Origin of the sequence: Pollutimonas harenae (genome assembly GCF_004153685.1) — a bacterium.
Taxonomy (GTDB): domain Bacteria; phylum Pseudomonadota; class Gammaproteobacteria; order Burkholderiales; family Burkholderiaceae_B; genus Pusillimonas_C; species Pusillimonas_C harenae.
The window spans coordinates 1,368,068-1,387,214 of the sequence record NZ_SDQD01000001.1 but is presented as its reverse complement, the minus strand read 5'-3'; the positions used below and the strand labels follow the sequence as shown (position 1 = coordinate 1,387,214).

The window sequence follows — 19,147 nt, the reverse complement described above, 5'->3', positions numbered from 1 at the left end:
AGTGATTTGTATTTCTCTTATTGTTCGAATATTATCGAACCATAGCATCAATTCCAACAGGAAACCATCATGCCAGCACTGTTTCAGCCGTTTACTCTCAAAGACATTACTCTGCGCAACCGAATCGCAGTGCCCCCCATGTGCCAGTACTCGGCCATCGACGGCAGGGCTAACGAGTGGCATCATGCACATTATGCCGGTATGGCGCGAGGCGGTGCCGGCCTGGTCATCGTCGAAGCTACGGCCGTCTCGCCAGAAGGCCGCATCACGCCGAACTGTACAGGCATCTGGAGCGACGAGCTGGCGCAGGCCTTTGTGCCTATCGTACAGGCCATTAAAAAACAAGGCGCTGTGCCGGGCATACAGATTGCCCACGCCGGCCGCAAGGCCAGCGCCAATCGGCCCTGGGAGGGAGATGACCACATTGCCAGCGATGACCCGCGCGGCTGGCAGCCCTTGGCACCCTCAGCCATCGCCTACGGCAAGCACCTAAGCAAACAACCTCGTGAAATGACCCTGGAAGACATCGCCAAAGTACGCGATGATTTCGTGGCTGCGGCCAAGCGGGCCCGCGAAGCGGGTTTCGAATGGCTGGAGCTGCACTTCGCCCACGGCTACCTGGCACAAAGCTTCTTTTCCGAGCACTCCAACCTGCGTACCGACGCCTATGGCGGCAACCATGAAAACCGTAGCCGCTTTCTGCGCGAAACCTTCGCTGCCGTACGTGAAGTCTGGCCTGAACGTTTTCCGTTGTGCGTACGTTTCGGTGTTCTGGAATTCGATGGCAATGACGAGCAGACCTTGAACGAATCCATTGAGCTGGCACGACAACTGAAGGATGACGGACTGGACTTGATGAGCGTCAGCATAGGCTTCAATACGCCCAAAGCCAGAATCCCTTGGGCCCCTGCCTTCCTGGGGCCCATCGCTGGGCGCGTGCGTCGCGAAGCAGGCATTCCCGTGTCAAGTGCCTGGGGCTTTGGTGAGCCTCAGCTTGCAGAAAAAGCCATTCAAGACGGCCAGCTTGACCTGGTCCTGGCCGGCAAGGCCCATCTGGCCAATCCCCATTGGGCCTATCAGGCTGCTCGCGAGCTGAAGGTCGACAAACCATCCTGGACGCTGCCAGCACCTTATGCACACTGGCTCGAACGTTATTGATTCAAGGCCGCTCAGGCGGCCTTTCGGGGCGCTGCGGCCTCACGTTGGCGCTTGGCTTCTTCCAATAGGTAGACCTGGTAATCGTCCAGGTCCCCTTCGAAGTCCTTCATGCCACCTTGCGACACCAGCCAGAATTCGTCACAGACGGAACGCAACAAAGCACGGTCATGACTTACCAGCATCACTGAGCCTTCAAACTCATTCAAGGCAACGCTCAGCGCCTCGCGGGTGGCCAGATCCAGATGGTTGGTCGGCTCGTCAAGCAGCAACAAATTAGGACGTTGCCAAACTATCATGCACAGCACCAGACGCGCTTTTTCGCCACCACTCATGCTACCGACGGCCTGCTTGACCATGTCGCCACTGAAATTGAAGGTGCCCAGAAAATTGCGCAAGCCCTGCTCCCGGCACTCCATGGCGCTGGGGCGTACAGCGGCTGGCGTATCCCGCACCAGTCGAATCATGTGCTCCAGCGGATTGTCGGCGGGTCGCAAGACATCCAGCTCCTGCTGCGAAAAATAGCCGATATTCAGCCCTTTCCCAGTGATGAGTTCACCCGCGATCTGCTGCAATGCACCGGCAATGGTCTTTACCAGCGTCGACTTACCTTGCCCGTTGGCGCCAAGAATACCGATGCGCTGCCCAGCCAGAACGGAGCGATTGATGTTCTGGACAATGACGGTCGGCTTTGTGCCTGCTGACGAATCTGCGGGTGGCGGATAGCCACAGCTTGCCGCAGACATCGACAACATGGGGTTGGGCAGGCTGAAGGGCTCCTTGAACTCAAACTGGAACTCGGCATCGGCCAGAATGGGCGCAACCTTTTCCATGCGTTCAAGTGCCTTGACACGACTTTGCGCCTGCTTGGCCTTGCTGGCCTTCGCCTTGAATCGGTCAATGAATTTTTGCAGATGGGCAACCTTTTCCTGTTGCTTGGCATGCGCAGCCTGTTGCAACACCATTTGTTCTGCCCGCATGTCCTCGAACTTGCTGTAATTGCCGCCATAGCGCACCAGCCTGCCCTGGTCTATATGCAATGTGACATTGGTGACAGCATCCAGAAACTCCCGGTCGTGACTAATCACAACCATCGTTCCGGCATAGTTCTTGAGCCAGGCTTCCAGCCACACCAAAGCATCCAGGTCCAGGTGATTGGTCGGCTCATCCAGCAACAGCAAATCCGACGGACACATCAGGGCACGCGCCAATTGCAGACGCATACGCCATCCGCCCGAAAAACTGTTTACCGGTCTGCTCAGCTCGGCCACACTGAAACCGAGGCCAAGAATCAAGGCCTGCGCCCGAGCGGGGGCATCGTGTTCACCTGCGTCATGCAAGGCCATATAGGCATGCGCCATACGCATGCCGTCGTCGCTGGCTTCGGATGCAGCCACTTCAGCTCGCGCAGCCAGCAAGAGCGTATCGCCCTCTACGACGAAATCCGTTGCGCTTTGCTCGGTTTCGGGCATGTCCTGCGCCACTTGCGACATGCGCCACTGTGCCGGAATCGAAAACTCACCACCATCCTCGTGCAATGTGCCGTTAAGCACCGCAAACAAGGAAGACTTGCCCGCACCATTGCGGCCGACCAAGCCCACTTTTTCACCGGGATTGAGCGCAACAGAGGTCTTGTCGAGCAATACTTTGCTGCCGCGACGCAAAGTCACGTTCTTAAGAATAATCATTGAAGGTAAGCCGGAGCCGGAAGGGGCATGAGCAGGAAGGGCGTAGTGGAAATTCCGATGAACCTAGCATCGAAAAGCGGCGTGCTGAAAAGTGCACAAGAAGCGCAGAATTGTAGCACTCGGCCTTATGCATACCGCGCGAGGAAAGAGCCGCGCCAGCATTGGCTTATAGCAGCCGGCTTTTTAAAGTCATTTTTTTCATTCTCAGTCTCAATATAACGTCTCGATACCAATCTAACGTGGAAACTGGCTGCAAGCGCCCGCTTCCTGTTAAGCCAAGTCCGTTAATGTGAAGAAAAAACAGTTCCGTACTCCTGATCAAGTTTTTAGAACTTTACGTCATCAATAGTTTGGGCCAGACGCGCAGAATACGTCTTATCGGGCAACACCGCTCGCTCATATACCCAACACAGGAGTTACCACCATGAACACCACTACTCGTACCATCGCTGCCGGCCTTCTCGCCACGTCGCTACAAGCTGGCCTACCTGCACAAGCAGCACAATCCAATGTCCTCACGCAAATAGCGGCCCAGGCTACCGTGGACGGAAACTACGTCGTCACGGCCGACGGCGTGCGTCTGTACTACAAGGACTGGGGTCCTAAAGACGGCCCAGTCGTCACCCTCAGCCATGGTTGGCCACTTAGCTCGGATAGCTGGGAATCGCAAATGATCTTTCTGGCCGACAAGGGTTATCGCGTCATCGCCCATGACCGCCGCGGCCATGGGCGCTCTAGCCAGCCTTGGGACGGCAACGACATGGATCACTACGCCGACGACCTCGCCGCAGTGATCAGCGCACTGGACGTCAAAGACGTCACGGCAGTAGGCTTTTCTACTGGCGGCGGTGAAGTGGCACGCTACATCGGCCGTCACGGCACCAGCCGGGTCAGGAAGGCCGTTCTGGTCAGCGCCGTGCCGCCCCTGATGCTGCAAACAGCCGATAACCCAGGCGGCCTGCCCATAGAAGTGTTCGACGGCCTGCGCCAGGGCTCTTTAGAGAACCGCTCTCAGCTGTACATAGACATCGCCTCCGGTCCGTTCTATGGTTTCAATCGTCCGGATGCCAAGGTCTCGCAAGGTCTGATCGACAGCTGGTGGGCGCAAGGCATGCAAGCCGGCCACAAGAACACCTACGACTCCATCGCAGCCTTTTCAGCCACCGATTTCCGTCAGGACCTAAAAAAGTTCGACGTGCCCACGCTGGTGATTCATGGTGATGACGACCAGATCGTGCCTTTGGATATCTCAGGAAAGGCTTCCGCGGCCCAGATCGCAGGGGCGAAGCTGATCGTCTACCCCGGCGCGCCGCATGGTCTGACCGAAACGCATAAAGAGCGCTTCAACCAGGATTTGCTGAACTTTCTTGAAGACTGAGAAGAACCGTTTTAAGCCGACTGCAGGGCCCCGCAGTCGGCCTTTTAACGCGTGTTTGGGATACATTCACAACGTGCACCAGTTGCCAGCACTATGGTCAGCCAGCTTTCCACTGGCGAGGCGATTGCCCGGACTGAGCCTTGAATGCTCGGGACAGTGCAGCTTCACTGCCATAACCGACTTCGGCTGCTACCACTTTCAAAGGGCGCCCGCGACGAAGGGCCTTCTGTGCCAAGCGCACGCGCCAACCCTGGAGGTACTGCCCCGCGGTCACGCCGACTGTTTCACGGAACGTCGTGGCGAATACACTTCGTGACATGCCAGATACCCCTGCCAGTGTATTGAGGGTCCATTCCTGCGCCGGCGCCTCGTGCATCGCTACCAGCGCATTGCGCAAGCGCGCATGAGACAAACCAGCCAACAGACCGCCCTGCACCTGTCCCTTTTCCATTAGCTCACGCAATACCTGGATCATCACCACTTCAAATAGCCGCTCGATAAGCGCTATACGCCCACAACGCTGCTCGAATGCTTCCTCGAACAAGAGAGCCAACACCGGCTCGGCACCCGCTATATCGTCTATCGGCAAGCACACAAGCTCCGGCAATGCTGATGCAATAGGATTGCTTCCCCCGCCTTCGAACGATAGATTCGCGCAGACCATGTCTGCGCCGCGCTGCGGGTCGGTAATGAAGTGGTGCGTCAACGGCCGAGGGAACAGCAGCAGGCTTGGCTGTTCGACATGCAATGAATCTGTGCCATACCGAACTTCGACAGCGCCACTACACACAAGATGCAGCTGCCCGTGCGTTCCATCGCCTTCTACTGTGTTGAAGCCGCATAGAGGACCCGCATTAAATACATGCGCGTTCACTGGAAAATGCACCATCAGCGCGGCCAGCCGGTCAGCCATCTTTGGACTCCAATCGAATTTTTAGAATTTTATATCACCCCTAGTTCCGACTGACACTTATAACCCTCACTAGTTAGGTGATCCGACCAGCTCGCCCACCTCGAGCATGCCTTACAGCTCCATGTCCAGCAGTGACGTCGCGTCGGCCGTAAGCTGCCCCACGGCCGTTTTGTTTGCTCAGATTGCGACACCACCCGAGACGCTGATCGTCTCGCCAGTGATGTGGCCGGCAGAGGGGCTCGCGAGCTCGACTAGGCCGTTGATACCCTGGATCTGCGAGCGCTATCAGGGCACAAGCTATACCGGGAAAATATCGCTTGCTGACTGTGACACGGCACTCTGAAACTGACGGGCCAACTCAATAAACGTCCAGATTGCAGTTTTGGTATTGTCCAGCCGCACCAGTGCGTACACATCCATACTGAGCGGCAGGTCGATAAGGGGCCGCGAGACCAATCCCATGACACGGCGAGCCGCTGAGGCAGGAACAACCGCAATACCCAGGCCGGCCTCCACCAGATAGAGCAGCGCGGGCACCTCCTCAACAAGCTGTGAACGCCGAAGATCCATCCCCATCTGGGTGCATAGTGTATGAAAGCCAGAGGCAAACGATGAGCTATCCCGCTCGAGCAGGACTAGGCGTTGCCCCATCAACTGCTTCAACTGGAGCTGATTGTATTCAGCCAGTGGATGCGATGTCAGCATGGCTACAACAGGCGGATCATGCCAAAGAAGAACGCTTTTGAACACGCCGTCCACGACCGCACGCGAGCGACCGATGCTGATATCGATAGTACGATCCATCAAGGCCAGAATCTGGTCACTGGGCCGCATCTCATTCAGTACGAGATGTATATCCGGCGCCAGCATGCTGCACTGGGCAATCAATTGCGGTACCGGACCCAGAAAATGTGAGCTGGAAAGACCAACCTCAACAATGCCTTCCATGCCTTGCTCGACAGACCGTGCGCGCGCGGTGGCCCGGCTCAGCCGAGCCAGGATGGCTTTGACTTCATAAAGATAAATACGCCCAGCTTCGGTGAGTTCTACGCGACGACTTGTGCGATTGAAGAGCCGTACCTCAAGCTCCTCTTCGAGCAGAGCGATCTGTTTACTGAGCGGCGGCTGGGAAATATGCAGCCGCCTCGCCGCCCTAGTGAAGTTCAGTTCTTCAGCCAGGGCCACAAAATACTTCAGCTGGTTGATGTTCATTGCACGGCTCGCCCAAGGGCTCGAAAAAACCGCTCTGCCCTACTATCGGACCAGCCAAAGCGCAATAGATGGGAATACCGTAAGGATGATGATGCAAAGCATCTGCACCAGCACGAAAGGCACAGCACCACGAATAATCTCTCCCAAGGTGATCTGCGGCGCAATGCCTTTAATCACATACAGATTCAAACCTACTGGTGGTGTAATCACAGCCATTTCACACGCAATGATCATGATGACACCAAACCAAATGGGATCGTACCCCGCTGCCACAATAATCGGGAGCAAGATCGGCGTCGTGATCAAAATGACGGAAACGATATCCAAAAACATGCCGATGACGATCAGGAACAGCAAGGATATCGCAAAGACCATCCAGCCAGGTTGATTAAGCTCTGCCACCAGTCCGATAACTTTTTGCGGAATCATCAGGCGCGTCATGATGTACCCGAAAAGCAGGGCTGCTGCCAGTATGAGAAGTATCATGCCAGACGTAACGATCGTGGATCGCAAAATACCAACCACAAGCTTAACGCTCAACTCACGCATGAAGGCCGCAATCAGAAAGGCCCCCAGTGCACCAATGCCCGACGCCTCTGTCGGAGTCGCAATGCCAAAGTAAATAGTGCCCAGAACCGCAAGAATCATCAGACACGCCGGCCAGATGTATTTCAATGCTGCCCAGCGTTCTGCAGCGGAGACTCGGCTCGCCCCCCGTGGCGCCATATGCGGCTTGGCCTTGATGAGCACGTACAGGTAGCCCATCATCAGCCCGGTCAAAAGCAGCCCAGGGAAGATGGCTGCGGTAAAGAGCTTGCCAATGGACTGTTCTGCCATCTCACCGTAAAGCACAAAACCGATGCTTGGCGGAATGAGCAAGGCTAACGACCCGGCCGCAGCAACCGATCCTCCAGCCAAACCAGGATCATAATTCCGTTTCAACATTTCCGGGATGGCAAACCGACCAATGGTAGCGGCACCCGCCACACTCACACCACTCATGGCGCCAAAAACGGCAGAGCTGCCCACACTCGCAATCGCCAGGCCACCTGGCAGCCGGTTCAGCCATACGTAGAACAAGTTATAGAGCTTGCCGCCGATACTTGTACGGGCCATGACTTCACCCATCAAGATAAAGAGCGGAATACAGATCAATGAATAACTTGCCAAGCCTCTATGCAATATCGACGGGATCACATTCAAAGCATTTATGCCGCCTTGCAGAAACATGCCTAGGATACTGGCCACGCCCAATGCCGCGAAAATGGGAGCACCCACAACCACGAGGCCACCAAAGGTCAAAAGTATCAGTGTGAAAATAGTGGTCGAGTCCAATCATATCTCCCTGTTCGCTTCGGGGAGTGATGTCGGCTTGCTGCGAAATTTGGTGAGCGAAATCAATATCAAAAGCCCTGCTCCGATGGGGATGAAGCCATAGGGAATCCATAATGGCACCTTCAGCAACGAAGGCGACTTATATCCTTTCTCGATTGCAGTCTGAACCACGTTATATCCGGCCCATACCAATACCGAAGAAAAAAAAAGGACTGTAGCCTCGCTGACCCAATGCGCAATTTTCTTTGCCATTCCCTTCAACTTAGTCGGTGCAAACTCCACTGAAATATGACGGTCTTCGTAATGCACCCAACCTATAGAAAGCCAGGAAATGGCAACCAATAAATAGGTGCATACTTCCATGGCGTACAGGCTGGGCGCATTCAACAAATAACGCGCGACTACGGCATAAACAGTTATGGCCATCAACACAACCAGCAAAATTTCAGCGAGATGCACTGCAATCCTGCTGAGCAAGACTGGGATTCTCGAAATACTCATACATGACTCCTGCTACGGAACAGTCAGGCACGCCTATCAGGCCGGCCTGTCATATCACTGGCCCAAATAGTCTATTAAGTCTGTGACGCTACAAACCTGTGCATACTTGGATGCCATATCTACCAGATTACTGTCATGCTGCGCCTGGGATCGATCCGCCACGCAGTCTGCGGGAACAAAAGGCGAGAAGCCATTTTGCAAGGCATCCACCACACTGGCCCTCACGCACCCGCTGGTTGTACAGCCAGTGACAATAAGGGAGTCGCACTGATAAGCACTAAGCAAACTAGCCAGGCTGGTACCATGGAAGGCTGAGGCCTGCGTTTTCTTAATGATAAGGTCATTTGACTCATCAAAATCGATACGTGGATCGATCTCGCACGCGGCACTCCCATCTTCCAAGGTGGCTAGCGAGGCGCACTTCACCAAGAATGGCCCAGCCTCCACCCTGACATTGCGATAAGCTACAACCGTATGGATAATGGGCCCTTTGCCTCGGAATGCGCGAATCAATGTGTTGAGCGATGCAATGGGCTGATCGCAGTTTGAGGCCAGCGGCGTCAGGCCCGGTTCTGTGAAGCCTCGCTGAAAATCGACCACGAGAAGCACAGGACGTGAACCAAAATTCAACGACCCGTAGAATCCCCCTGCTGTATTTGCATTATCTCTTTGCATAGTCAACCCCTGTCAAACGCCCGGCAATCAGGCCGAACCAAAAACCAAACCACAAGCAGTCATTCAATTAGGCCTTGCGGTTTCCGCGATTAATTTGAGATAGGCTTCGCCATTTGGAACCTGTTCCGTCCATTCCTTGATCGCTTGCGATGTCTTTACCTTCATGTCTTCACGAGCTTCCGGCGAGATGCGATGGATAGTCATACCCTTATCTTCGAAAGTCTTTAACGCAACTTTCACATACTCACCCACGCGGCGGAACTGGTCGGCGTCGCGCTCCCTGGCGCTTTCCACCAAGATGTCCTGCAAGTCCTTTGGCAAAGCGTCGAATTTCGATTTATTGATAGTGAGAATAGATGTATCGACTGCCAGATTAACAAGTGACAAATGTTTAACGACTTCATACAGGCTACGACCCATGCCCGTAATCAATGGACGCGGCGTGGCATTGATTACGCCACGGTCGAACGATAGATAAAGTTCAGACGAGGACATCCCCGTGGGCGAGCCACCCAACAACTGAACCGCACGCGCATCCGTGGCGCTTGTGGTTGCCCATACCTTGCCCTTGAAATCATCAGCCTTCAACACCGGACTATCGCGCGTGTAAAGCTCATAGGGATCAAACGGCGCTACGCCCAGAATGATTGCATTATGTTGGGATGCCAGCTCCTCCTTGATCCCCAGATCAAGCAAACCATTATCTACCGCTCGCCGCAGATGCGCCATATCATTCAACAAGAAAGGCAAGGTAAAAATATTCAAGGCGGGAATCGACCCGCCAGCGTATGAGCCCGAGAAGTTTGTAATATCGATGTCACCACGACTGAGCGCCGCGAGCTCCTCGTAGCCATCGAATAGCTGGCCGGAGTGAAAGATATTGATCTTGAGACGGCCCTGGCTCTTTTCCTCTGCCCGTTGAGCAAAAGACTCCAGCGGCTTATAAATGTATTCGTAAGACGGTGGCAGATATGTTGAAAGTGTCAGCTCGTATTTTTCGGCAGCAGTTGCACCACAGGCTACCGTGAAACCTGCAACAAGCATTAGCGTACGGAAAGTTCGCACCATTGTCTTCTCCATTGAGCACCTCTATTGGGTGGGATTCAGTGTGTAGAGCTATTAATCAGCTCTATCTATGACAATTATGCTTATGCTGATTTATCTAATCCAATACTTTAAAAGACTCAAATGATTCCAATTAGGTATAGATAGTCTTGGCGACTTTATCACCCTCGATAGACGGAGCAATACACACGTCAATTATTTGTAAGCTGAATGGATCAACAATAAAGCCTAGAACAATAAGGGAGAGGGATGAATCGTTTACGACCTCTGGAGTCAATAATGCAATCATCTCGACGTACTTTTCTGGTTTCCAGCATTGGGCTGGCCTCATCCTTGGCACTTTCGCGCCACGTCTTTGCCGACACGGCTAAAGTCAGCGAGTCCGATCCGACCGCCGTAGCCATGGGTTACAAACACGACGCTACACAGATCGACAAGGCGAAACAGGCGCGATACGTGGCTGGCGAAGAATGCAGCAACTGCCAGCTGTTCCAGGGCAAGCCCGGCGACGCCTGGGGGCCCTGTCCGATCTTCAGCGGCAAACAGGTGTCCGCCAAGGGCTGGTGCTCCGCCTACACCAAGAAATCGTGATGGGACCCTACGCCTTGCCAGCTGCACCCAATCAGTTAAACGGGCCAAAAAACATTTCCACAATAAAACAATGGGTGGCAAGCTTTTCCACGGCTGAAAAGCAGGTTTTCGGGATGTGATGAACTCAGGGGCTGGCGACACTCGTACCCGTCGCTTGTCTCATTTCCCTTAAGTAATAGTGTCTTGAAGTTGTCGATGTGATCAGCAGGCCAGGGCTCGATACCGGTGACTTCCAGCCATGCGTTCAAATAATGAGCAGGGACAAACACGCGCCCATATAAGACTGTTTTGGGTCGTTTAACAGCGACTGCGTTTAATATAAGTTTTCGGCCAGAAGCCGCGGCTGGGCGTCGGCTCAGAATACTGCTAACCATTCGGAATCAATGCTGAATTATGTCCAATATTCTATTTGAAAGGCTCCTCAGCACAGAAACCATGATAGAAGCCGAGAAAGAGCTGCTTGCTGAGGGTGCCGCTGCAGTGCCTGTGCTTGCGTCAATTCTGGATGGGACTGCGAGGAATCGCTTTGGAGTTGCGTACCGGGACTTGGGCCTTCCTCTTCGTTGCGCCATCGAAGTTGCTAGTCGCCTGGGACGACAGCCGCGATTACGATCTGGCTGCAGAATCCGCGGCAGCATTGATTCGCTGCGGTAAGGCTGATCATGCAGAGGTCGTGCGTGCGACTGCTCAATCCGCGCAGGCGGCGAAAAATATCGCGCTGGCGCAGCGGCACATGGGGAATACGATACACGGTAAATAACGGGACCTAGATGTTCGCATCTTCAAGAGTTTGGGCATCAAAGGAGCAATAGTGCAATGATTGATCACACTGGAATTGGCGTAGCCGACGTCACACGTTCGGCCGCTTACTATGATGCGGCTCAGCGCACGCGGTCGCGGGATTGATCATCCGACAATAGGAGCGGAAACCGATCGCCCCTGGCGAAGGCGTTCAGGCGGTCAGGAAGCGCGTGACCTCGGCCCAATCGTTAGTCGACAGGGCGACGTCCTCGAAGTCGCCAGCGTCCTCGTCGTAGCGCGAAACGCAGAAGCGCTGGCTCCTGCCGGATTCGCGGTCGGCATAGTTGGCGTAGTCGACATACACTTTCAAGCCGCGCTCTTCGTTCTCGAATGAAGGAGCGGCATCGATATAGCTCGATGCGTCGAAATACCCTTCGGGCAGGGGCGGCAGGGTTGTTATATCGAAGTCGGGAAATTCGCGACGAAGTCGTTCAAGGTTCATAAAGGAAGCATGTAGAGGCTGTAGACCTGACATTTTACGTTGTTCAGTGTCAGTCGCCACGATCTCCCCCGAAGCAAGTAGTGTTTATGCTTTACGGCACAAAACGCTTGATATGGCTCTGAAATTCTGGTGGGCGGTACTGGGTTCGAACCAGTGACCCCTGCCGTGTGAAGGCAGTGCTCTACCACTGAGCTAACCGCCCCGAAGCTGCGCTGAATAGGAGCTTGCGAGAATAGAGGCGGTAGTTTAGCACAAGCAGTCACCACCTATGCCCTAGACTAGGCCTCCTGCACACCACGCCATACGCAAGGCTTGCCGGCTGCTTTATCCAGGTCAGCCAAATACTCGCTATGCGCCTGCAGCGCCGCTTCATCCGCCAGTACAACCTTCAGCACTGATGCATCAAACTGCTCCAGCCGCATGCCATTGGCGCCGGTGCCTCCGTCGTCTTCGAAATCCATGAGCAGGGCATCCTGGCCACGCGTCATGGCCAGCCAGACATCGGCCAAAAGCTCGGAGTCGAGCAAAGCGCCGTGCAGGGTGCGATGGGCATTGGAGATGCCATAGCGTTCACACAAGGCATCCAGCGAGTTGCGCTTGCCGGGATGCAGTTCCCGCGCGTGCAGCAGCGAGTCGGTAATTTTGCCGCACATAGTATGGAAGGCAGGCAAGCCTATCCGGGTGAGCTCGGCGTTCAGGAATTTGACGTCAAAGGCCGCGTTGTGAATGATGACTTCGGCACCTTTGACGTACTCGACCAGCTGCTGGGCAACCTCTTCAAAGCGTGGGTGGCCCGACAAGAATTCGGTTGTCAGGCCATGTACGGCCAGGGCTTCAGGGTCACTATCGCGGTCGGGGTTCAGATACAGATGCAGATGCCGGCCGGTCAGGATGCGGTTCTCCATTTCAACGCAGGCCAATTCAACGACGCGGTGGCCTTGTGCAGGGTCTAGCCCGGTGGTTTCTGTATCAAGCACTATCTGGCGCATAACAATCCTGTTTCTTCATAAATCCGCTGAGACACCTTACGCTAGTGCGCAGACGATTGGGGCTGTGGTTCGACCGGGTGCTCAGCCACATCCACTGTCGCTCTGGATTTGACGGGTCCGGCAATCAGTGTGTAAGCCACGGGCACCACGAATAAGGTCAATAAGGTCCCCAGGCTGAGCCCACCCACCAGCACCCAACCTATTTGCTGGCGTGACTCGGCGCCCGCACCGGCGGCAAATGCCAGCGGCAGCACTCCCAACACCATGGCACCCGTGGTCATCAGTATAGGCCGTAGCCGCATGACGCAAGCCTGAGCGACAGCCTCAAACTTTTCTACACCTTCGGCCCTGAGCTGATTGGTGAACTCAACAATCAAAATTCCATGCTTGGTAATCAAGCCCACCAGGGTAATGAGTCCGATCTGGCTGTAAATGGATAAGGTTCCGCCCGTCAGCCACAAGGCCAGCAAGCCGCCGGTCATGGATAGCGGAACGGAGAGCATGATAATGAACGGGTTGCGCCAGCTTTCGAACTGAGCGGCCAGCACCAGGTAGATGAAGGCCAGGGCCATCGCGAACACCAGGTAAATGCTGCCCGCCGAATCGCGGAACTCGCGCGATTGGCCGTCCAGGTCCAGCTGCACCGTGGCCGGCAAGACATCACGCGCCACCTGATTCATATGCTCGAGGACCTCGCCCAAGGCATAACCGGGAGCAATCGAGGCCTGTACCTTGACTGCCCGCAAACGGTTGAAGTGATTCAGCGACTGAGGCGATACGCTTTCGTAGACGTTCAGGAAGTTGGACATTTGCACCATACCGCCTTCCGCCGTGCGCACGTAGATATCTGATATGTCGGCGGGGTCGGCACGGTCCTGTTTCTTTACCTGAACGATAACGTCGTACTGCTCTCCGCTGTCGCGAAAACGGGTTACCTGCCGCCCACCCAGCATGGATTCCAGTGTTCGACCGACATCGCCGACATCAACACCCACATCAGCCAGTTTGTCACGCTGGACTTCGACCCGCAATTCCGGTGTATTCAGACGCAGATCGGTATCGATATTCTGCAGGCCCGGGTAGTCGCGCAAGGCACTGACGAACTCATTGACCATTCTGTCCATTTCCGGGTACGAAACCTGGCTCATGATCACGAAATCGATGGGTTTGGATGTAGAGCGCTGTCCTAGTGAAGGCGGGTTGACCGGATACGCCTTCACACCCGATAGGGCCGCAAAATGAGGCTGAAGCTCGCTAGCGATGCTTTGCTGGGCGCGATCGCGTTGGTCCCAGGGCTTAAGACGCATAATGACAATGCCATCGGTAACGGTAGGAAAGCCAATGAACGACTGGCTGGCTTCCATTTCCGGAACCGTTGTATACAACTGCTCGACCCGCTCCACGCTTTGCATCATGTAATCGATGGTGGCACCTTCCGGGCCATTGAGCATGCCATAGATCACACCACGATCTTCCAGCGGCGCCAGCTCGCTTTTAACGACCTTGAACAACACGCCACTGGCTGCGGCGACCGCAAGACCCAGCAACACAACCAGTAATCGATGGCGCAAAGCACGCGCCAGGCCGTTACGATAACTGTTGGTCAGCCACACCAGAAAACGCTCGATGAGCAGATACAGACGCCCATGGCCAGCCTGATGGCGCAGCACAGTCGAACACATCATGGGTGTGAGCGTCAAGGCCACAAACCCGGACACCAGCACCGCACCGGCCAGCGTCAGGGCAAATTCAATAAACAGGCGTCCCGTACGACCGGTAGCAAAGGCTAAGGGTGCATACACCGTCACCAGAGTCAGAGTCATGGCGATAATGGCAAAGCCTATTTCCTTGGCACCAAGAAAGGCTGCTTCAATACGTGTCTTGCCCTCTTCAATGTGTCGGAAGATGTTTTCCAGCATCACAATGGCGTCATCAACCACCAGACCTATTGCCAGCACCATAGACAACAAGGTAAGCGTGTTAATGGAAAAGCCCATGAAGTACATGATGCCGCAGGCGCCGATCAGCGACACAGGTATCGTCACGATCGGAATCAGGCTGGCCCGCAAGCTGCGCAGAAAAAAGAATATGACCAGCACCACGAGGACAATGGCTTCGGCTACGGTGGAGTACACCGACTTGATGGACTCCTGGATGAACACAGACGAATCGTAAGTCACGGCCAGGCTCATGCCGCCAGGCAAGTTCTGATTGAGCTCCTCGACCTCCTGGCGTACATAACTGGATAATTCCAGGGGGTTGGCCGTAGCCTGTTTGGTGATGCCTATGGTCAGGCTGGACTGGCCGTTAAAGCGTGCCAGCACTCGGTCATCCAGCGGCCCTATCTGTACATCGGCTACGTCAGACAGACGAACCGGATAGCCATTGACCGTCGACACAATGACGTTGCGAAATTGCTCGGTTGACTGCAAGTCAGTGGATGAGGTGACTGTGAATTCGCGCTGTCGTGATTCGATACGACCAGCCGGAATCAACACGTTCTGCTCACGCAATGCCGACTCAACGTCCTGCACGATCAAGCCATAGGCCGCCAGCTTGCTGCGGTCTATGTAAATACGCATGGATGGCAGTCGCTCACCATAGATGCGTACTTCAGCGGCACCGGGCAATACCGACAAGCGTGTCTTGATATAGCGGTTGATGTAGTCGGACGCTTCCAGCTGACTATAGTTACCCATGCCTACCCCCACATAAACGATGGGAGAAGAGTCGGCTTCCACTTTGCTGATAATGGGTTCGTCGATTTCGTCGGGCAAGTAGCGTCGCGCGCGCGACACCTTGTCGCGCACATCGGCGGCGGCCGCATCGGGATCGCGCGTCAGATTGAACTTGATATTGATGTAGCTACGCTCTGACCGGCTACGCGAGGTCATGACATCGACCCCTTCGATGCCTGCCAGCTGGTCTTCAAGCGGCTTGGTTACCTGCGACTCCACCACCTCGGGCGAGGCGCCCTTGTAGTCGGTACGGACCGAGACCACCGGCTCGTCGATGGCCGGATACTCTCGTACTGTCAGGCGATCGTAGGAAATCAGGCCAATCAGCACGATGATCAGTGACAACACTGTGGCAAAGACCGGCCGCTTGATACAAACTTCAGATAGAACCATAGCTATAGGCGCCGATCAAGAGTTGTCAGGCAGACCGTTGCCGGATGCGGCCGCGGGGCGGATCTGGACCGGATCGCCATCACGCACTTTTTGCAGCCCTGTGGTGAGCACCTGATCGCCGGCCTGCAGGCCTTCAAGCACTTCGACCTGGCCGGCACGGCGCTGGCCGACCTTGACGACTGCCCGTCTGGCGTGACCATTTTCAACGCGAAAAACATACTGCTCTTCGCCCGACGGTATCAGTGCCGTTTCGGGCACGACCAGGCCCTGGGCATCGGCGAACTGGAGGCGTACGCGTGCGAACATGCCCGGACGCAGGGCGTTGTCACTATTGGGCACCAGGGCTCTCAATAAAATGGAGCGTCCACCCACATCAACCAGGGGGCTGATGGCGCCCACTTCGCCTTCGCGTTGCTGTCCAGGCAGGGCATCAAAACTTAGCACAAGCCTGGCCCCCACATGGACTTGCCCCAGAAACTGCTCGGGAATTCGGAAATCCACCTTGAGCGGATCAACGGATTCCAGAGGCACCAGATCAATGCCCGGGCTGACGTAATCACCCACCGACACATTGCGCAAACCGATCAAGCCATCGAAAGGAGCAAGTATTGCTGTTTTCTCCAACTGGGCTTTAGCCAAGGCCGTGGCAGCTTGCTGCACCTTGAGCTGACTGGCCGACTCGTCACGAGCCTGCTTGCTGATAAAGCCCTGCTTGGTGAGCTCCTGTGCCCGTCGATACTGGCTGCTGGCCAGGCTGAGGTTGGCCTGCGCCTGTTGTAGCTGCGCCTTGGCCACGCTGTCGTCCAGACGCACCAGCAGCTGGCCCCGGCTGACCTTGCCCCCTTCCTGAAAGTTGATTTCGGCAATCCGGCCGGTAATTTCAGGGCGCAGCATGACGGAATTTTCGGAACGCAACGTTCCTACCGCCGAGACGCCACGGGCCAGCGATACTTGCTTGACGGGCGCCACCTCGACGGTAATAGCCTTACTTTTAGCCGGAGCAGCCGCAATTGGGCTGACTGCCGGCGCCTGCTCAGCTGCGTAGCCTTCGCCTTCGTACCAGCGCATACCCACAGCACCAACCACCAGTCCCAGAACAAGGACCAGCAAGACACCAACAGTGGAGTTTTTCATCTGAGAATGATTTTGGGTTTTAGCGACACAATTGGTGACTTTAGCATTGGATTGATTCGAGTTGCGCGATTTTTATACAAGGCTCGCGCTTTGTTGTGCCCGAGCGCGTTCCACCCCCTGGTTAGCCAGCTGATCTGCGCGCTCGTTGCCCGGGTCGCCGGCATGCCCACGTACCCAGCGCCAAGTCAGCGTATGCTGCTCCACCAGAGCATCCAGCTCCTGCCAAAGATCTGAATTCTTTACTGGCTTTTTATCAGCGGTACGCCAGCCTCGCCGCTTCCAGTTTGCCAGCCATTCGCTCATGCCCTTTTGCACATACTGGGAGTCGGTATGTACCGTCACCTGGCATGGGCGCTTCAAGGCCTTGAGCGCCTGGATAACCGCCATCAACTCCATACGGTTATTGGTCGTGCCAGGCTCTCCGCCGTACAGGGTTTTTTCATGACGGCCCTGCCGCAGCAGCGCACCCCAGCCCCCCATACCCGGATTACCCTTACAGGCTCCGTCGGTCCAGATTTCAACTTGATCATTACTCATTGCTTGCTTACCTGCTTTGCTGCTTGTCCAGGCTTGTTAATAATGGCGGCCAGTCACGACTGCCGGGCGCGCAACCTTCTTGGCCTTAGCCCTTTTCTTCCATGAGGGCCCGACCAAACGCATGCCCGCCACCCGCTTAACGGCGGACACCACATAGACCGCACCGCATATCGGCCACCAGCGGTCGCCCGCTTTTTCCATGAATGCCCAGCGATCCAGCCAAACCTGCTCACTGCATGGCGGAGCGTAGCAGCCGAAACGGCCCCGGTCGAGGTCGAAGGATAACAGCTTGAACCAGTCTTTCAACCTGGGCAGCGACACCTGTAGATGTGCCGGTATGGGCAGTAGAGGGTCCAGCCCAGGGATGCGATCGCTAACGCCCCACAGACTCCAGGGATTGAAACCGGAGATAACAATACGCCCTTCGGGCACCAGCACCCGCTCAGCCTCACGCAAAATTTGATGGGAGTTGCTCGAACACTCGAGCACATGCGGCAAAATCAGCAAGTCTATGCTTTGTGTATCGAACGGTAAGGACTCGGGATCGGCCACCACGGCCGCCCCCTGTTCCGCCGCACGCTCGAACAGCACACGAGTACGCCCCTTAAAAGGGATACGATTGGCTTGCAACAAATCCCAATGTGGCAGGCCAATTTGTATGGCATGATAGCCAAACGCATTACAGACCATGGCATCTATCTGCTTCTGTTCCCAGCCTCGTACATACTGGCCGGGTGGCGTCTCCAGCCACTCGGCAAGCTCTAGAATAAGAGGTTGATCCACCGACACATTGACTCCCTGGCTTTATGATGACTACTGAACTTATTCCGGTACCCGCTTTCGCGGACAACTATATATGGCTGGTCTGCAAAGATGGCCACGCTGTCGTGGTGGATCCCGGCCAGGCCGCCCCGATCGAGGCGGTGCTCAAGCAGCGTCAACTTGTGCTGGACGCCATTTTACTGACCCACCACCACGCCGACCACGTGGGCGGGGTCCTGGCATTACAACAGCGAACAGGCGCTCCCGTCTACGGCCCGGCGTCAGAAAGACTTCCTGCTTGCGATCACCGCTTGCAGGAAGGCGATACAGTACAATTCCCCAACGTTGGGCTGCAATTAGGTATTCTCGATGTTCCCGGCCATACGGCGGGGCATATCGCCTACCACGGCACATTATCTACGGGAAAACCCGTGCTTTTTTGTGGCGATACCTTATTTGCGGCAGGTTGTGGTCGTTTATTTGAAGGCACACCTGCCCAAATGCTGGATTCTCTGGGTAAACTACGGGCTTTGCCGGCCAACACACTCGTATGTTGTGCTCACGAGTACACCCTGGCAAATTTGCGCTGGGCCCTGCAGGTAGAGCCCGGCAATCTGGTTTTGCAGCAACGGTGGGAAGCAGACTCACAGCTGCGATCCGACGGCATGCCTACTTTGCCCTCGAATATCGCGCTGGAACTCGACACCAACCCTTTTTTAAGAGTATCGCAAACATCTGTGGCAAAGGCAGCTGCCAGCTACGCAGGCACCGGGCTGGAAACACCTGTAGACATTTTTGCCTGTTTGCGCGAATGGAAGAACAACTTTAAATGACTTGC

Annotated in this window: 18 protein-coding genes and 1 tRNA gene; 5 read left to right on the top strand and 14 right to left on the bottom strand. The window is 55.4% G+C overall.

What is annotated here, in order from left to right:
• Nucleotides 1–69: 69 nt before the first annotated feature.
• The gene (locus tag ERD84_RS06555) at nt 70–1,158 is read left to right on the top strand and encodes an NADH:flavin oxidoreductase/NADH oxidase (protein ID WP_130038786.1); all 1,089 of its coding nucleotides are present in this window, start codon (nt 70–72) and stop codon (nt 1,156–1,158) included.
• A gap of 11 nt (nt 1,159–1,169) precedes the next feature.
• Here ERD84_RS06555 and ERD84_RS06550 read toward each other — a convergent pair whose 3' ends face one another.
• Complete coding sequence (locus ERD84_RS06550; protein ID WP_130038785.1) at nt 1,170–2,843, bottom strand: ABC-F family ATP-binding cassette domain-containing protein; 1,674 nt, start codon at nt 2,841–2,843, stop codon at nt 1,170–1,172.
• Between the two features lie 424 nt (nt 2,844–3,267).
• Between ERD84_RS06550 and ERD84_RS06545 the strand changes: the two genes are divergently transcribed.
• Nucleotides 3,268–4,221, top strand: coding sequence for an alpha/beta fold hydrolase (locus tag ERD84_RS06545; protein WP_130038784.1), 954 nt, complete (start codon nt 3,268–3,270; stop codon nt 4,219–4,221).
• 97 nt (nt 4,222–4,318) lie between these two features.
• Here the strand turns inward: ERD84_RS06545 and ERD84_RS06540 are convergent, their stop codons facing one another.
• The 6 genes from ERD84_RS06540 to dctP form a co-directional block, all read right to left on the bottom strand.
• Nucleotides 4,319–5,134: an AraC family transcriptional regulator gene (locus ERD84_RS06540; RefSeq protein ID WP_130038783.1), complete on the bottom strand. Its 816-nt coding sequence runs from the start codon at nt 5,132–5,134 to the stop codon at nt 4,319–4,321.
• 297 nt (nt 5,135–5,431) lie between these two features.
• Nucleotides 5,432–6,346, bottom strand: a complete 915-nt coding sequence (locus tag ERD84_RS06535; RefSeq protein WP_130038782.1) for a LysR family transcriptional regulator — start codon at nt 6,344–6,346, stop codon at nt 5,432–5,434.
• 42 nt (nt 6,347–6,388) lie between these two features.
• Nucleotides 6,389–7,630: a TRAP transporter large permease gene (locus ERD84_RS06530; protein ID WP_280634398.1), complete on the bottom strand. Its 1,242-nt coding sequence runs from the start codon at nt 7,628–7,630 to the stop codon at nt 6,389–6,391.
• A 51-nt stretch (nt 7,631–7,681) separates the two neighbouring features.
• Nucleotides 7,682–8,182 carry a TRAP transporter small permease gene (locus tag ERD84_RS06525; protein ID WP_130038780.1) on the bottom strand — a complete coding sequence of 167 codons (501 nt, stop codon included), beginning with the start codon at nt 8,180–8,182 and terminating at the stop codon, nt 7,682–7,684.
• 54 nt (nt 8,183–8,236) lie between these two features.
• Nucleotides 8,237–8,857 carry an isochorismatase family protein gene (locus ERD84_RS06520; protein ID WP_130038779.1) on the bottom strand — a complete coding sequence of 207 codons (621 nt, stop codon included), beginning with the start codon at nt 8,855–8,857 and terminating at the stop codon, nt 8,237–8,239.
• A 63-nt stretch (nt 8,858–8,920) separates the two neighbouring features.
• Entirely contained in the window at nt 8,921–9,925 is a 1,005-nt protein-coding gene (gene dctP / locus ERD84_RS06515; protein ID WP_245150617.1) for a TRAP transporter substrate-binding protein DctP, read from the bottom strand.
• A gap of 276 nt (nt 9,926–10,201) precedes the next feature.
• On the opposite strand from dctP, the gene ERD84_RS06510 reads away from it, so the two are divergent.
• Together ERD84_RS06510 and ERD84_RS06505 are read left to right on the top strand one after the other, a co-directional pair.
• Nucleotides 10,202–10,513, top strand: coding sequence for a high-potential iron-sulfur protein (locus ERD84_RS06510; RefSeq protein ID WP_130038777.1), 312 nt, complete (start codon nt 10,202–10,204; stop codon nt 10,511–10,513).
• Nucleotides 10,514–11,039: 526 nt separating this feature from the next.
• Nucleotides 11,040–11,273 (top strand): hypothetical protein, encoded by a 234-nt coding sequence (locus ERD84_RS06505; protein ID WP_130038776.1) that lies wholly within the window; start codon nt 11,040–11,042, stop codon nt 11,271–11,273.
• A 192-nt stretch (nt 11,274–11,465) separates the two neighbouring features.
• Here the strand turns inward: ERD84_RS06505 and ERD84_RS06500 are convergent, their stop codons facing one another.
• The 7 genes from ERD84_RS06500 to ERD84_RS06470 form a co-directional block, all read right to left on the bottom strand.
• Nucleotides 11,466–11,756, bottom strand: coding sequence for a hypothetical protein (locus tag ERD84_RS06500; RefSeq protein ID WP_130038775.1), 291 nt, complete (start codon nt 11,754–11,756; stop codon nt 11,466–11,468).
• Between the two features lie 127 nt (nt 11,757–11,883).
• Nucleotides 11,884–11,958, bottom strand: a tRNA-Val gene (locus ERD84_RS06495).
• A gap of 76 nt (nt 11,959–12,034) precedes the next feature.
• Complete coding sequence (dnaQ, locus tag ERD84_RS06490; protein ID WP_130038774.1) at nt 12,035–12,745, bottom strand: DNA polymerase III subunit epsilon; 711 nt, start codon at nt 12,743–12,745, stop codon at nt 12,035–12,037.
• Between the two features lie 41 nt (nt 12,746–12,786).
• Nucleotides 12,787–15,876 carry an efflux RND transporter permease subunit gene (locus ERD84_RS06485; RefSeq protein ID WP_130038773.1) on the bottom strand — a complete coding sequence of 1,030 codons (3,090 nt, stop codon included), beginning with the start codon at nt 15,874–15,876 and terminating at the stop codon, nt 12,787–12,789.
• 15 nt (nt 15,877–15,891) lie between these two features.
• Nucleotides 15,892–17,010, bottom strand: coding sequence for an efflux RND transporter periplasmic adaptor subunit (locus ERD84_RS06480; RefSeq protein ID WP_130038772.1), 1,119 nt, complete (start codon nt 17,008–17,010; stop codon nt 15,892–15,894).
• Between the two features lie 72 nt (nt 17,011–17,082).
• On the bottom strand, nt 17,083–17,547 hold the full coding sequence (rnhA, locus tag ERD84_RS06475; RefSeq protein ID WP_130038771.1) for a ribonuclease HI: 465 nt from the start codon (nt 17,545–17,547) through the stop codon (nt 17,083–17,085).
• 36 nt (nt 17,548–17,583) lie between these two features.
• Complete coding sequence (locus tag ERD84_RS06470) at nt 17,584–18,336, bottom strand: class I SAM-dependent methyltransferase (RefSeq protein WP_167667275.1); 753 nt, start codon at nt 18,334–18,336, stop codon at nt 17,584–17,586.
• 20 nt (nt 18,337–18,356) lie between these two features.
• Between ERD84_RS06470 and gloB the strand changes: the two genes are divergently transcribed.
• On the top strand, nt 18,357–19,142 hold the full coding sequence (gene gloB, locus ERD84_RS06465) for a hydroxyacylglutathione hydrolase (RefSeq protein ID WP_371743137.1): 786 nt from the start codon (nt 18,357–18,359) through the stop codon (nt 19,140–19,142).
• The last annotated feature ends 5 nt before the right edge of the window (nt 19,143–19,147 follow it).